Source organism: Ralstonia sp. SA306, assembly GCF_054792405.1.
Genome location: NZ_CP096452.1, coordinates 621269 through 634773, shown reverse-complemented (window position 1 = coordinate 634773; position 13505 = coordinate 621269). Strand labels below are relative to the sequence as shown.

The window sequence follows — 13505 nt, the reverse complement described above, 5'->3', positions numbered from 1 at the left end:
TTTACAAGTCGAGACTGAGCTGCGAATACGTAGCCCCATTCCCACGGGGGGCGTCAACACGATCGCGGCGCAAGCGGGAGGCATGCCTCTTCACGATCGCGTCATTGGCGGCGCGAACCTCCGGCCGGGCGCGCAACGCATGAATGCGCATCTTGGCGTGCCGCGTTGCCGCCTCAAGATCGACCAGCGGAACAGGGATGTCTTCGCCAACCCGCACACCACAGCGGGTCTGAACATCGGGCGGCATGCGCCACGGCTGCAAGAGCCACGCATCGGGCACGCGGCGCAGGGCTGGCAGCCAGCGCCGGACAAACCGGCCGTGGGGGTCCTGGTCTTGCGCCTGCTTGATCGGGTTGTAGACCCGCGTGGTGTTGATGCCGGTGGTGCCGGCTTGCATCTGCATCTGGCTCCAGTGGATTCCCGGCTCGTAGTCGATGAACTGCCGGGCCAGCCAAAGGCCCACCGGCCGCCAGTGCAGCCATAACGGGTAGGAAGCAACCGAGACGAGCATGGCCCGCATGCGAAAGTTGATCCAACCGGTTTCCCCCAGCATGGCCACACAGGCATCCACCATCGGCCAGCCGGTACGCCCCGCTACAAGGGCGGCAAAGTGGCCCGCGTTCCATCCTGCTTCGCGCAGGCCGTCGTAGCCGCGGTGCACATTGCGGAACTCGATGGCGGGTTCAGATTCCAGTTTCTGGATGAAGTGGCAATGCCAATGCAGGCGACTGACAAACGCGGACAGCCCTTTACGCTGCCACACCGCATCGTCGTCTGTGTTGCCCTTGAGTTGGAGCAGGCGTTGCTCTGTGCCCTGCACCACTTCACGCAGGCTCAGGCATCCGTATGCCAAGTAAGGGGAAAGACGCGAGCATGCGCTTGGCGCCGTCAAAGGTGAGGAGATGCCGCCTCGATAGTGGCGGCTTCGCTCAGCCAGGAATTCGCGCAGCACCTCAGCGCCGCGTGCTCGTCCGCCGCGCTGACGGCGCGGTGCCGAAGATGCATCCAGGCCAAGTGCCTCGCACCCAGGCCAATCCATCGTCTTCCATGGCAAAGCGACATCACTCAGGCTGCCCGCTTCGGGCGCAGCCACGCGCGGCGCGTACATGTGTTCGGCCCAGCGGTCGTGCCAGACGTCCCGGGTGGGCAAGCGCCGCACCACCCCATGCTGCGGCCACTCGCGCCAAGTGACGCCCTGATCGACACACCAACGGGCGACGGCCTTGTCGCGCGCGAATGTGTGGCCGTTGCCCGTCTCTTCGTGAGACACCAAGTGCTTGAAGGGCGCTGCCGCATGCAGCCGCGCAAGCACTTCCGTGACTTCACCCACGGCGATCTGCAACCGTACACCGCATGCACGCAGCTGCTGCGCGAGATCCTGCAAGCATTCCTGAATAAAGAGATAGTGCTGCGATGCGGCGTCGGGCTGAGCCCAGAGGCTTGGCTCGATGACGTACAGACACAGAACCTTTCCCTGGCGGGCGGCATGGACAAGCGGAGCATGGTCGTGCACCCGCAGGTCACGCTTGAACCAGACGACGGTGTAGCTCATTGGACTTCGGTGGCTTACAGCACAACTTGATCACGTCGCCCGAGTATAAGAACCACGGGCCCGCTATGGATGACTGACCGGGCCAGCAGAGCCCGAATTTCCAACACATTCCCGATTCAGCCAGCCTGGCACGCCGTAGAAAATCCGTTTCACGGCCCTGTATTGCACAGCTGCATGGCGCGCTCAGGCGCTGGCCACGAAGCGCGCCACATCGGAAAGCACAGGCCCCAGAAACTGCAGCGGCGAAGCCAGCGCGGCCACGATCGTTTTGTGGTCCAGCCGTGGATAGACCTTGAGTTCCACCGGGTGCCGATACTCCATCAGGCGTTCGGCGAGTGACAGCGTATTTCGCCGGACATCCACGTATGCATCGTGCTCCCCCGTTAGCAGCAACGCTGGAGGCAGCCACCCCTGGCTTACGTGGAACACCGGCTGGCTATCCGGTGTTTCGTTCGGGTGGTTGAACACGGGCAACACATCGGCCGCTTGAATCGGCAGGAAGTTGTAGGGGCCGGCCATACCGATCCAGCCCGACAGCGTTTCGATGCGCAGACCCTGCGCTTCGAGCCAGCGGCTATCGGTTGCCACCATCGCAGCGTTGTAGGCGCCCGCGCTATGCCCCGCAACGAACAAGCGCGAGCCGGCATGGCCCTGCCGATCCAGCCAACGCCGTGCGAAAGCCGTGGCGGCTGCGCAGTCCAGCAGGAAGTCTGGGTAGCGCACCTCCGGATACAGCCTGTAGTCGGCAACCATCGCAATCGCCCCGGTTGCGGCCAATGCTTCACCCACGAATGCGTAATCCTTGCGGTCCCCCTCGCGCCACGACCCGCCGTAGAAGAACACAACCGCACGGGGCGGCCCTTCCATCGGCCGGACGGGTCGATAAATGTCCAATCTCTGGCGCGGGTGTGGACCGTAGGCCAGCCCCAGCGTCGGCACGCTTGCGTCGGACTTGGTCACTGCGTTGAGCACATCCAGGGCAGAACACCCTGCGAGGCTCGCCAACGCGGCTGCCATCCATGCTCGGCGGGTCACACCAGGCATCGACAACCTCCTTGCAGCCAAAAAAATGCCGGGCAAACGCACGGGTAGCGGTCAACGCCGCCCATGCTCGATGAGATAGGAATCAAGTGCAGGCACATACAGGTTGATGTCAAGACAGAGCGCTCGAAGATATACGCACACCCGTGCGCGTTGGATGCAGTGCCCAGGATGGTTCGCAAAAACGTGGTCGCACAGCTGGCCAACCCGCGCACGCGCCTATCTGTGGCGCTAGCGCTCGAGCAGGGCCGCATGAATCTGCACGGCTGGGTCTATGACATAGAAACGGGCAGCATCGATGCGCTGGATGGCGCAACACGCCGCTTTGTGGCATTGGCTGAATCCCCCACCACGGTGGCGGTCACGTCGCGCAACCTGCGGCAGGTCTGACGAAGATGACCGAGAGCCTTCGGGCACCGGTCACTACCCGGCTATGCGCAGCGGGCGCGATGCCCGCCGCTGGAGTCATGCTGCGGGGCGCCGGGTAGCGGGATGTCTCTCGCGCCCCAACAGGCAACCCAATGCCGCTTCCAGATGCGGAAAGCGAAACAGATAGCCGGCCTCCATGGCCCGCCTGGGCTGCAGGTGTTGGCTGCCCAGCAGCAACACTGACATTTCGCCCAGCGCCATCCGCAATGTCCAAGCGGGAACAGGCAAGAACATCGGCCGGCGCAGCGTAGCCGCCAGCGTGCCGGCAAAGTCCGCGTTGCTGACAAGATGCGGCGCACATGCATTGAAGGCGCCCTTGCAATCGGTGCGGTGCAAGAGAAAATCGATCAGGCCCACCACGTCGTCAAGATGGATCCACGGCATCCACTGCTGGCCGCTGCCGAGTCGCCCACCCAGTCCCATGCTGAACGGCAGACGCAGCCTGGGCAACATGCCGCCATCACTCGCCAGCACGGGCGCCGTGCGCAGCAAGACGACGCGCATGCCCAGCCCTTCCGCACGGCGGGCTTCCTCCTCCCATGCGACGCACAGCTGACTGCCGAAGTCGTGCTCGCCAGGGGGGCTGTCTTCATCCAGCGGCTCCTGCCCTCGATCTCCGTACCAGCCGGCGGCAGATCCGGAAACAAGCACGCGAGGGCGCTTCTCGCAGCGGCCCAGCCAATCCACGAGTTCCCGCGTCAGGTCGACCCGGCTGCGCCATAGCACCTTCCGCCGCTGAGCCGTCCATGGGCGATCGGCAATCGGCGCGCCCGCCAGATTGATCACCGCATCAAATGGCGCGGCACCATCCAGCTCACGCAGCGTTGCGACACCGCGTGCACCCGCACACAGCCGAGCCACCCGTTCAGGCGAGCGGCTCCAGACAACCAGATCGTGGCCCTGCGCACGCCACTGGCGGCAAAGCGCGCGCCCGATCAATCCGGTGCCGCCAGTCAACAAGATGCGCATGATGGGTTGATCTCCTGATTGCAGTTGAGCCGTGCGGGCCGCCGCATCCGTCATAGCGCTTCAAGCCGCGCGCGCACCTGGGCTGCACGCATGCGTAGTGCATCGCGCTCCTCGGTGTCCATCTTGGCGAGCTGCCGATACACCAGGGCCAGGCGCGGGTTGCGGCCGAACACATCACTATGGCGTGCGAAGAAATCCCAGTACAACGCGTTGTAAGGGCATGCGCGCTCTCCGACACGCTGCTTGCTGTCGTAGTGGCAGCCCTTGCAGTAATCGCTCATGCGCGAAAGGTAAGCGGCACTGCTGACATACGGCTTGGTGGCAATGCGTCCGCCGTCTGCCCACTGGCTCATGCCCACCGTGTTCGGCAGCTCCACCCATTCGAATGCGTCGATATACACACCGAGATACCAGCGGTGCACCTCGTCGGGTGAGAGTCCTGCCAGCAAGGCGAAGTTGCCGATCACCATGAGGCGTTGAATGTGATGGGCGTGAGCGGTTTGCAGCGACTGGCCAATCGCCAATTGCAGGCAGCGCATCTGGGTCTTTCCATTCCAGAACCACGATGGCAGCGGCGCATCATGGTTCAGCACGTTGCACGACGCGTATCCGGGCATCTGCGCCCAATAGATGCCGCGTACATATTCCCTCCAGCCTAGAATCTGACGGATGAACCCCTCCACTGCTGGCAACGGCGCCCTGCCATGCCGATACGCTGCCTCTGCCCGGTCGACCACCTCGCGCGGATTCAGCATCTTCACGTTGAGGGAAAAAGACAGCAGCGAGTGGAATAGCCGCTGGTGGCTGCTGCTCATGGCGTCTTCAAAATCGCCAAAGTGCGGCAGCGTCTGTTCGATAAATGCGTCAAGGCAAGCCAGCGCTTCCGTGCGGTTCACAGGCCACCGAAACTCACTGGCCAGCGGGTCGCCGAACGATTTCACGCCGCTGCGTTCCACGGTACGCCACAACGCTTGGTGGTCATGCACGGGGCGCGCGTCGGCAGGTTCGGGGGGCGTGCCGCGCCACGGCTTGCGGTTGTCATGATCGAAATTCCATTGCCCGCTCTCCGGCCCACCCGTGTCGTCGAGCAGCACGTTAAAGCGGCGGCGCATCTCGCGATAGAACCGCTCCATCAGCCACTGCTTGCGGCCTGCAAACATGGTGGCCAGGTCATGCCTGCCCGTGAGGAAGTGTTCGGTGTCGACTTCGCACGTGGATAGCGACTGCGCTTCGGCCCATTCGCGCAACTGTGCATCCACGCGCCACTCGTCCGGGGATTGCCACTCCACCCGCTCGGCGCCGTAGTGTCCGGCCAGCGCGGCGAGATTCTCGGTCAGGGACTGGCGGTTGCTTTTATCGTCGATCGCCACATAGCGCACGCGGTGGCCGCCGGCTCTCAGCCCCTGTGCAAAGTCGCGCATGGCTGCAAAGATGGCGAGGATCTTTTGTGCATGGTGCAGCACGTAGTCGGTTTCTTGCCGCACCTCCATCAGCACGTAAACCACGTCGTGGTCCACATGCGCAAACCAGGAATGCTGCGGGTTGAGCTGATCGCCCAGCACCAGCCGGAGCGTCTTCGCACGCTGGTTCATGTCATTGCTCTCGGGAACATGGCGCCACGGTCTTGCGCCTCGTACTCGCCCTTGGTGTGGTGCATGCGCCCTCGCTGCTACTGAGACGGGTCCTGCCGCTCATGGGGCACGGAAATCAGCGCGGACGTATCAATGCCGAGCGCACGCGCACGCGCAAAGATCGCCTCACGCTGTGCGGGATCGAGATGCTTGTCTCGTGTCAGCACCCAGCAGTAGCTGCGGTCAGGCCCGACAACCAGGGCCCAGCGATAAGCTGGATCAAGCGCTGCCACGTGATAGCCGCCGTAGAACGGGCCAAAGAATGACACCTTCAGCGAACCGGTATCGTGCTCGCCCACGAACAGCGCTTTGCCCACGGCCTCGCGCCATTCGCCCTTGGCAAGATCAAAGCCACGGTTGACCACGCGAACGCTGCCATCGGGTTGGGGCTGATACGTGGCCGACACATCGGTCAGGCCCCGCTCGAACGAATGATCGAGCCTGGCCTGCTCGTACCAGCGCCCCTGATAGCGTTGAAGATCGAACGGCGAGACCGCCGTGATGCCTTCAGGCGGACTTGTTGGCGCACAGCCCGCCAGGAATGCCCCTGCAAGCAACGGTGCCAACCAGTGCAGGCGCGCGCGCACCGCGCGCAATGAAGCGGCCCGCAGAACAACGCCGCTCCGCTTGAACACGCCCCCACCATGCAGCCTTACGCGCTTCGCGAATTGAAATGCAGTTGTCAACACATCTGCCATCCAAGTCCCCTTAGAGTGAATGCCGCTCCTTGCGACATGAAACGCTGTACAACGCAGCGCGTCAACGGAATGCAGCAGAACAAGCGGCTCATTTCCGCCAATGAACATGGTTTGAGTTGGCATATCCGCTTACGCCGCCTCAACTTCAGTGTTGCTCAGCGGTGTCAATCGTGAGCAGGTTTTGCATCAAGAAAACTTTGTGCCAGCGTTTCCGCGTCACGCGCTCCGTCAGTAGACTTTGGAAGCGGACACTTCACCGCTTGACCTACATGTACGCACGCCCTAGCGATATGCCTGCCCAACGCATTCACGCCGTCCGAGCCCTGATCCTCACGCTTTGTACGCTTATGAGCGTTGGAGCGTGGGCGGACTGCCGCGACACGGTGCCCTCCCCGCAACTCTCCGGCAAGGGTGCCCTGTGCCTTTTCGGGTTCTGCCTCTACGATGCGCAGCTATGGAGCGCAGAACTCCCACCCAGCTATGACGCGCCCTTTGCCTTGGAGGTGACGTATCGGCGTGCGATCGAACGGAGCCGGCTCATCGAGACCGCCATCGACGAAATTCGCAGGCTCCAGGCGCCCGTTCCGTCCGACAACACCCTCGCGCAATGGCAGCGTGCAATGACCCCCGCTTTCCCTGACGTCAGGCCGGGCGACACCTTGTGCGGTGTGTATCTGCCCGGACGCGGTGCACGCTTCTACGCCAATGGACAACTGACGACCGAGGTGGACGATCCCGCCTTTGCGCGTGCCTTCTTCGATATCTGGCTGGCACCCGGCACGCGCGCCCCGTCCCTGCGTCGTCACCTCCTGGGCAAGTCACGTTGATGCGCGCACGGCTAGTTGGCATCTCCCGGCGACTGGAAGCCCGGTTGCCCGATCTGGCTCGGCACTTGCGGCACCCCCCGGAAACGCGAAATGTCATAACCCATCGCGTCGAAACGGCTCAATGCTGCGCGATAGTCGGCATCGCTCATGTTGGGGTCGCGCGAGAACACCCAGCCGAGGCTTTTGTCTGGATAGCCGAGCAGCGTCACCCGGTATTCCGGGTCGACATACAGCGTCAGCTGCGAGACGTAGATGGGCCAGAACAACCGCACGCGCCACTCGCCGCCACCGCTCCCGTCCACCACCGAATCAACGAACTGCATGCGTTTGAACGGTGCATCGAAACTGCCTGGCCGGTAGACATAGGCATCGTCAATACGGCCATCGGGCCGCAGGGACCATTCGGCATAGCTGCCGACATTGCCGCGCTCACCAAAGTACGGAATGTTGGCGATGACATACCAGCGCCCCATGTAGCGCGGCAGATCAACCGGTACCGTCTTCAGCGGCACGGCAGCCCTCGGGTTGGGATTCGGGGGTGGGCTGGAGCAGGCAGCGCTGGCGATGGCCAGCGTGAACACCGCCAAACGACGTGCCCAACCTGACACGGTGAGCCAACGGTGGCCTCTTTGATGCGTTCTCATCGTGCTCTCCTCTATACGGTAGCCGGACAAGCCGGCTGGTTTGTCTGTGTGTTGAGTGCCGCGCGCGATGCCGCGTGGGTCGGCATCGTTTTTGTCGCCGTATTGCTCGCGCTTCATCTGCGGCAGGCCCGCCAGCCGTACCAGGAATGGCGGCTGGTGGTGTGGGTGGTGGTGCTCGCGGCGCCGTGGGAGACGCTCCTGATGCGCTCCGGGCTCATCGCCTATCCGCACGGGGCCGTGTGGGCCGGGTTCGTACCGCCCTGGCTGCTGGCGCTGTGGGTACTGTTCGCGATCCAAGTGAATGTCCTCTTTCGTTGGCTGCGCGGCAGGTGGTGGCTGGCGATGGTGCTGGGGGCCATTGCCGGCCCCCTGTCGTTTCGTGCAGGAGCGGCGCTTGGGGCGGCCCACATTTCGCAGTTGGCCCCCACGCTGGGCGCGTTGGCCGTCGGCTGGGCGCTATGGATGCCGCTGCTGGTATGGATGGGTGAGCGCAGCGACGGAACGGGCATCCCGCGCTGACTGCTGCCGCCCTTCCTAGCGCTTGACGAACCGGTAATGCGCCACGCCCCACTCGTTGCCGCCGGCATAGCCGAACAAGCTCGACACCGCCAGATAGAACATGCGCCACCGCTGAAACCACACGGCGGCCTGGCGCTCGCCATACGTCTGCACGAACACCGGCATCAACCGGTCACGGGCCGCATCAAGATTGGTCAGCCAATGGTCCGCCGTGCGCGCGTAGTGCACGCCGCTGACCCACCAGTGACGCGCCACACGCAGGTCTTCCTGGAAATGCAGCAGCAGCGCTTCCGATGGCATGGTGCCGCCGGTGAAGAAGTACTTCGACATCCAGTCGGTGCCGTCCTGCACCTGAAAGTGATACGCCAGCGTGCGATGCGCAAAGATGTGCACGAACAGCACCGCATCCGGGCGCATCCACCGCGCGATCTTGCCCAGCAACAGGCCGTAGTTCTTCATGTGCTCGAACATTTCGATCGACACCACACGGTCAAAGCGGCCGCCCTCGGGCATCTCTGCAAATTCGAAATCGACGATGTTTCCCGTGTGCACGCTGAGGTTCGTCAGCCCGCGCTCGGCCGCCCGGGCCTCGATCCAGCTACGCTGACCGCGCGAATTCGACAACGCCACAATGCGTGCGTTGGGATAGCGCTTGGCCATCCATAGCGACAGCGATCCCCACCCGCAGCCCAGGTCGAGAATGCACTGGCCGTCGGCCAGTCCGGCGCGTTCGGCATAGCAGGCAAACATGGCCTCTTCTGCCTCGGCCAGCGTTTCATTACCGCTCGGATACAGGGCGCAGGAGTACTTCAACTGCGGGCCCAGATGGGCCTCGAAGAATGCGGGCGGCAATTCATAGTGCTGCGTATTGGCCGCGTCGGTCTCGATTGCAATGGGGCTGGCGCGCAACTCATCCAGCAGCGCGTTGAAGCGTCGCGAACGCAGTTCGCCGTCGTGAAGGCCTTCGTCTTGCAAACGCTGGCGCATGAGGGCGCGCATGCCAGCACGCACCAGCGAATCCGGCAGCCATCCTCGCTCACAGCACTGGATGAGCCAGCCTTCGCGTGCATCGGCCGCGGCCTGCGGCGGTAGGGTCGGCGTGGACAGCGCAGTCATGTCGGGGCTCCTTGGGTCTGTATGTCGTCTGTACATCAGTGGCGCGGCGGCCAGGGGATCAACACGCTCGTTGTGCGGGCGTATTCGGCATAGTCGTCACGCGTGGCACGCATATGGGCTTCGAGCATGGGAACGCCCGAGACCTTCACGAGCAGCCACGCCATGGCCACAGGTGGCAACAGCGTGAGCCATGCCCACGGCGTGCCGATCGCCAACGGTACGTAGGCCAGCCAGTGCACGCATTCAAAGAAATAGTTCGGGTGCCGCGAATAGCGCCACAGGCCCACTCGGCAGGTCTTGCCCCGGTTGACCGGGTCCGCCGCAAAACTGCGCAGTTGCCTGTCGGCCAGGGCTTCGCCCGTCACCGCAATCAGCCACAGGGCCACAGCGGCCGCCATGGCAAGGGCACTCGGTGAATCCGGCCGGTAGCTCGGCACGGCAAACGCGATCGACAGAAACATCGATACCGCCGCCTGCAACTGGAAGAAGCCAAACATGTTTCGCGGTGCGGCGCTGCCCCACTCCTCGCGCAACTTGCGGTAGCGCGCGTCCTCCGGCTTGCCGGCATTGCGCCGCCACAGGTGCCAGCCAAGGCGCGCTCCCCACACTGCGCCTCCTACGCCGACCAGCACACGTGCGGGCAACGACCCCGCACCCAGCCACGCGTAAAGCAATGCCACCATGCCCAGCGAGAACGCCCAGACCGGATCGACCATGCCGGCGTTCCCACTGCGAAGCTGCCACGCCCATACGGCGCTGAACACCGCCACCAGAAACACCAGCGCAACGAGCGCGACGCCAATCGCCGACATGCTCAGCCCCGCTCGAGCAGAAACTGCGACACGCCGATCCTGCCCTCGTCAAAGCCGGCCTCGCAGTAAGCGAAGTAGAGCCGCCAGATGCGGATGAAGGGCTCGTCGAATCCGAGTGCACGCGCAGATTCCAACCGGGCTTCGAAACGCTGGCTCCAGCGGCGCAGTGTCTCTGCGTAGTCGCGGCCGAAGTCGAGGCGGTCGACCACACGCAAGCCGTACTGTTCCGCCAGCTTGATAAAGCGCTCCCGGCTGGGCAACATGCCGCCCGGGAAGATGAACTGCTGGATGAAATCGGTGCCGGCGCGGTAGCGCTCGAAGTGGGCCTCGTCGATGGTGATGCTCTGCACCAGGGCCCGCCCGCCATGGCGCAGGCAGCGCACCAGCGTCTGAAAGTAGGTCGACCAATAAGACTCGCCCACCGCCTCAAACATCTCGATGGAGGCGATGGCGTCGTAAGCACCATCCAGGTCCCGGTAGTCGCGCAGTTCAACGTGGGCCCGTGGCTCGTCGGCCAGGCGCTCAGCCGTGTAGCGGCGCTGTTCTTCCGAGAGCGTGATGCCGTGCACATGCGCACCGCGCGCGCAGGCCATCTCCATCAGGCCGCCCCATCCGCAGCCGATCTCCAGCACTTCCATGCCGGGCCCCACCCTGAGCAGATCGCACACGCGCCGGTACTTGGCGGCCTGCGCGTCTGCCAACCCCTGGCGCAGGTTGCCGTTGAACCATGCAGACGAATACGCCATGCCCTCGTCCAGCCACAGCCGATAGAAATCGTTACCGAGGTCGTAATGCAAGTGGATATTGCGGCGGCTGCCGCGGCGGCTGTTCCGGCGCAGCAGGTGGCGCAAGCGAAGGACGGAACGCGCCAGCGCATTACCGAAGATCGCCTGATCGAGCGTGGCGGCGTTGACGATGGCCAGGCGCAGCAGGTTTGGCAGGTTGCCCGTGTCGATCCATCCGTCGCGATAGGCCTCGGCAAAACCCACATCGCCGCTGCGCAGGATGCGCCCGCAGGCGCGCCAGTCGGTGATGCGCAGATCCGCTGCCAGCGACGACGCGGCATCGCCGATCTGCACATCGCCATCGGGCGTGACAAGATGAAGGAAGCCGTGCCGCAGCCGACCGGCCAGCGCCAAGAACAGCCGGCCGGCCGCAGGAACATGAGGCGGCACCCAGGCCAGGGAGCGCGAGGCTGTCATCGGGAATTCTCCGGAGAAGTTCTGTCGTGGGCATCACGGCCAAGGAACGGCACGCCCTTGAGCCACAAGCGCAGAGCCTGCCAGTGGATGCGGCCGATGACCTGCAGCGCAAGCAACGGCTGCTTCAGCAATGCACGGCGCAGATGAGCCGCATCGAACGGCTGCAGCCGTCCGCCGATGGCGGTGTGCAGCAAGAGGCCGTCTTGGTCGTGATAATCGATGCGCACCAGCGCTGTTGCCGCCGTCTCGGTAAAGCGGAACCGGTAACCACCCTCGACCCTGCAAAAGGGCGAGACATGCAACTGCTTAAGGCACGTCAGCACGGTTTGTGCGCCGATGGCTCCGCCGTCCTGTGCGCACAGCAGGTAACTGTGGTGCTGCCCAAAGGTGTTGTTGACCTCGGCCAGCACCGCGCGCAGCGTGCCGGCCGCGTCGTGGCAATACCAAAACGAGACGGGGTTGAACATCCAGCCGGCAATGCGCGGAAAGGTCTGCAACCAGACCTCGCCATCGGCGGGCAAACCCGCGCTGCTCAGCACGCCGCGTATCCAGGCGAGCAAATCCGTGCCGTCTCGCGGGCCATAGTCACGCACGCGCAAAGACAGCGGCCGCAGGCAGTCCACCCCAAACCATGCGCCCGTCAGGCGCCCCAGCGCCGAGAGCTTCACGCGCACGGCAAACACCGGGTAGACAAAGCGGTTGGCCACCGGCCGCAGGCGGCGGTGCATAACCTGGCCGACAAGAAGTTGCGCGTCGCCATTCATGACGCCACCTTTGCCCATGCGGGGGCGCAGCCGAAGTCCGCCACCACGCGCAGGGCAGACTTCAGCCCGTCTTCGTGGAACCCGTATCCCGTCCAGGCGCCCGCGAACCAGGTGTGGCCGCGACCTTGCAGCGCCGGCAAACGAGCCTGCGCGTCGATGGCAGGCTGATCGAACACCGGGTGCTCGTATGTGAAGCGCTGATACTCCAGCTCGGGCGCCGGCGGGTCGGACGGATTCAAGGTCACGACCACCGGCGACGACACCGGCAGCGGCTGCAGCTGGTTCAGCAGATAACTGACGCACGGCGCCCCCCCGGTTGTGCCAGCCTGCGAGGCATCGAGATAATTCCACGCCGACCACACGCGCCGCCGACGCGGCAGCAGACGCGTATCGCGGTGCAGGAAGGCCGTGTTTGGCTGATAGCGGAATGCGCCCAACACGGCGCGCTCGTCGCCCGTGGCATCGTCGAGCAATTGCAGCGTCTGCGGTGCATGTGTGGCGAGCACCACGGCGTCATAGCGCTCGCTGCCGGAGTCGGTCCGCACGTCGACATGGTCCGCCGCACGGCGGATGCCGCGTACCGGCGTGCCGACTCGCACGTCTGCCAGCCCGCGCGCAATCGCGTGGACGTAGCTGCGTGCCCCGCCTTTGACGGTGCGCCAACGCGGCCGGTTGAAGACCTGCAGCAAGCCGTGGTTCAGACAAAACCGCAGGAAGGTTTCCGCGGGGAACGCCAGGATGTCGCGGCTGGGCGTGGACCAGATTGCCGCCGCCATCGGCAACAGATAGTGCGCACAGAACGGCTCGCCATAGCGGCCGGCGGCGAGCAGCGCGCCCAGGCTATGGCGCTCATTGCGCGCCACCGCCAGGTTGGCGTGCGCTTGCCGGTTGAAGCGCAGGATGTCGCTCAGCATCGACAGGAACCGCGCCGACACCAGGTTGCGCGGCTGCGCAAAGACCGTGCTCAGGCTGGTGCCGGCCCACTCCAGCGCACCGCCGTCTACCGATACGCTGAACGACATGTCGCTCTCACAATGGGCGACGCCAAGCTCGTCAAACAGCGCGATCAGGTTCGGATACGTGCGCGCGTTGAATACGAGAAAGCCGGTGTCGACGCCGAAGACCTGACCGCCCTCCTCGATGTCGACCGTATTCGTATGTCCGCCAAGCCGTGGTGCGGCCTCGAACAGCGTCACGGCGTGCCGCTTCGCAAGAAAATGCGCTGCCGCCAGCCCGGAAATGCCGGAGCCAATCACGGCAATGCGCTTCGCAGGAAACTGAAGAATCTTCAAGGCGATGTC

Annotated in this window: 14 protein-coding genes; 3 read left to right on the top strand and 11 right to left on the bottom strand. The window is 64.2% G+C overall.

The window, feature by feature from the left end; all coding sequences use genetic code 11:
• Position 1: 1 nt before the first annotated feature.
• Positions 2 to 1552 (bottom strand): cryptochrome/deoxyribodipyrimidine photo-lyase family protein, encoded by a 1551-nt coding sequence (locus M1D44_RS19505; protein ID WP_316853681.1) that lies wholly within the window; start codon positions 1550 to 1552, stop codon positions 2 to 4.
• A 183-nt stretch (positions 1553 to 1735) separates the two neighbouring features.
• A complete protein-coding gene (locus M1D44_RS19500) occupies positions 1736 to 2596 on the bottom strand; it encodes an alpha/beta hydrolase (protein ID WP_316684901.1) in 861 nt (286 codons plus the stop codon).
• A 63-nt stretch (positions 2597 to 2659) separates the two neighbouring features.
• On the opposite strand from M1D44_RS19500, the gene M1D44_RS19495 reads away from it, so the two are divergent.
• Complete coding sequence (locus tag M1D44_RS19495; RefSeq protein ID WP_316684902.1) at positions 2660 to 2983, top strand: carbonic anhydrase; 324 nt, start codon at positions 2660 to 2662, stop codon at positions 2981 to 2983.
• 75 nt (positions 2984 to 3058) lie between these two features.
• Here M1D44_RS19495 and M1D44_RS19490 read toward each other — a convergent pair whose 3' ends face one another.
• The 3 genes from M1D44_RS19490 to M1D44_RS19480 all read right to left on the bottom strand — a co-directional run bounded on the left by M1D44_RS19490 (position 3059) and on the right by M1D44_RS19480 (position 6320).
• The gene (locus M1D44_RS19490; protein ID WP_316853680.1) at positions 3059 to 3991 is read right to left on the bottom strand and encodes a TIGR01777 family oxidoreductase; all 933 of its coding nucleotides are present in this window, start codon (positions 3989 to 3991) and stop codon (positions 3059 to 3061) included.
• A gap of 50 nt (positions 3992 to 4041) precedes the next feature.
• Positions 4042 to 5583 carry a cryptochrome/photolyase family protein gene (locus M1D44_RS19485; RefSeq protein WP_316853679.1) on the bottom strand — a complete coding sequence of 514 codons (1542 nt, stop codon included), beginning with the start codon at positions 5581 to 5583 and terminating at the stop codon, positions 4042 to 4044.
• A gap of 77 nt (positions 5584 to 5660) precedes the next feature.
• Entirely contained in the window at positions 5661 to 6320 is a 660-nt protein-coding gene (locus M1D44_RS19480) for a lipocalin family protein (RefSeq protein WP_316853678.1), read from the bottom strand.
• Between the two features lie 347 nt (positions 6321 to 6667).
• Here M1D44_RS19480 and M1D44_RS19475 point away from each other — a divergent pair, with 347 nt between their 5' ends.
• Positions 6668 to 7147, top strand: a complete 480-nt coding sequence (locus tag M1D44_RS19475; RefSeq protein WP_428984667.1) for a chalcone isomerase family protein — start codon at positions 6668 to 6670, stop codon at positions 7145 to 7147.
• 11 nt (positions 7148 to 7158) lie between these two features.
• Here the strand turns inward: M1D44_RS19475 and M1D44_RS19470 are convergent, their stop codons facing one another.
• Positions 7159 to 7791 carry a lipocalin family protein gene (locus M1D44_RS19470; RefSeq protein WP_316853676.1) on the bottom strand — a complete coding sequence of 211 codons (633 nt, stop codon included), beginning with the start codon at positions 7789 to 7791 and terminating at the stop codon, positions 7159 to 7161.
• Here M1D44_RS19470 and M1D44_RS19465 point away from each other — a divergent pair.
• Entirely contained in the window at positions 7780 to 8310 is a 531-nt protein-coding gene (locus M1D44_RS19465; RefSeq protein ID WP_316853675.1) for a DUF2878 domain-containing protein, read from the top strand. The two genes, M1D44_RS19470 and M1D44_RS19465, sit on opposite strands and share 12 nt — an antisense overlap.
• 15 nt (positions 8311 to 8325) lie before the next feature.
• Here M1D44_RS19465 and M1D44_RS19460 read toward each other — a convergent pair whose 3' ends face one another.
• The 5 genes from M1D44_RS19460 to M1D44_RS19440 are packed head-to-tail and all read right to left on the bottom strand — an operon-like array spanning position 8326 to position 13496.
• Positions 8326 to 9426 (bottom strand): SAM-dependent methyltransferase, encoded by a 1101-nt coding sequence (locus M1D44_RS19460; RefSeq protein ID WP_316853674.1) that lies wholly within the window; start codon positions 9424 to 9426, stop codon positions 8326 to 8328.
• A gap of 35 nt (positions 9427 to 9461) precedes the next feature.
• Entirely contained in the window at positions 9462 to 10238 is a 777-nt protein-coding gene (locus M1D44_RS19455) for a DUF1295 domain-containing protein (protein ID WP_024979294.1), read from the bottom strand.
• A 2-nt stretch (positions 10239 to 10240) separates the two neighbouring features.
• On the bottom strand, positions 10241 to 11440 hold the full coding sequence (locus tag M1D44_RS19450) for an SAM-dependent methyltransferase (RefSeq protein ID WP_024979295.1): 1200 nt from the start codon (positions 11438 to 11440) through the stop codon (positions 10241 to 10243).
• Positions 11437 to 12204: a DUF1365 domain-containing protein gene (locus tag M1D44_RS19445; RefSeq protein WP_024979296.1), complete on the bottom strand. Its 768-nt coding sequence runs from the start codon at positions 12202 to 12204 to the stop codon at positions 11437 to 11439. Before M1D44_RS19445 ends, M1D44_RS19450 begins: the two co-directional genes overlap by 4 nt.
• The gene (locus tag M1D44_RS19440; RefSeq protein WP_316853673.1) at positions 12201 to 13496 is read right to left on the bottom strand and encodes an NAD(P)/FAD-dependent oxidoreductase; all 1296 of its coding nucleotides are present in this window, start codon (positions 13494 to 13496) and stop codon (positions 12201 to 12203) included. The genes M1D44_RS19445 and M1D44_RS19440 overlap by 4 nt, the downstream gene beginning before the upstream one ends.
• Positions 13497 to 13505 lie beyond the last annotated feature (9 nt).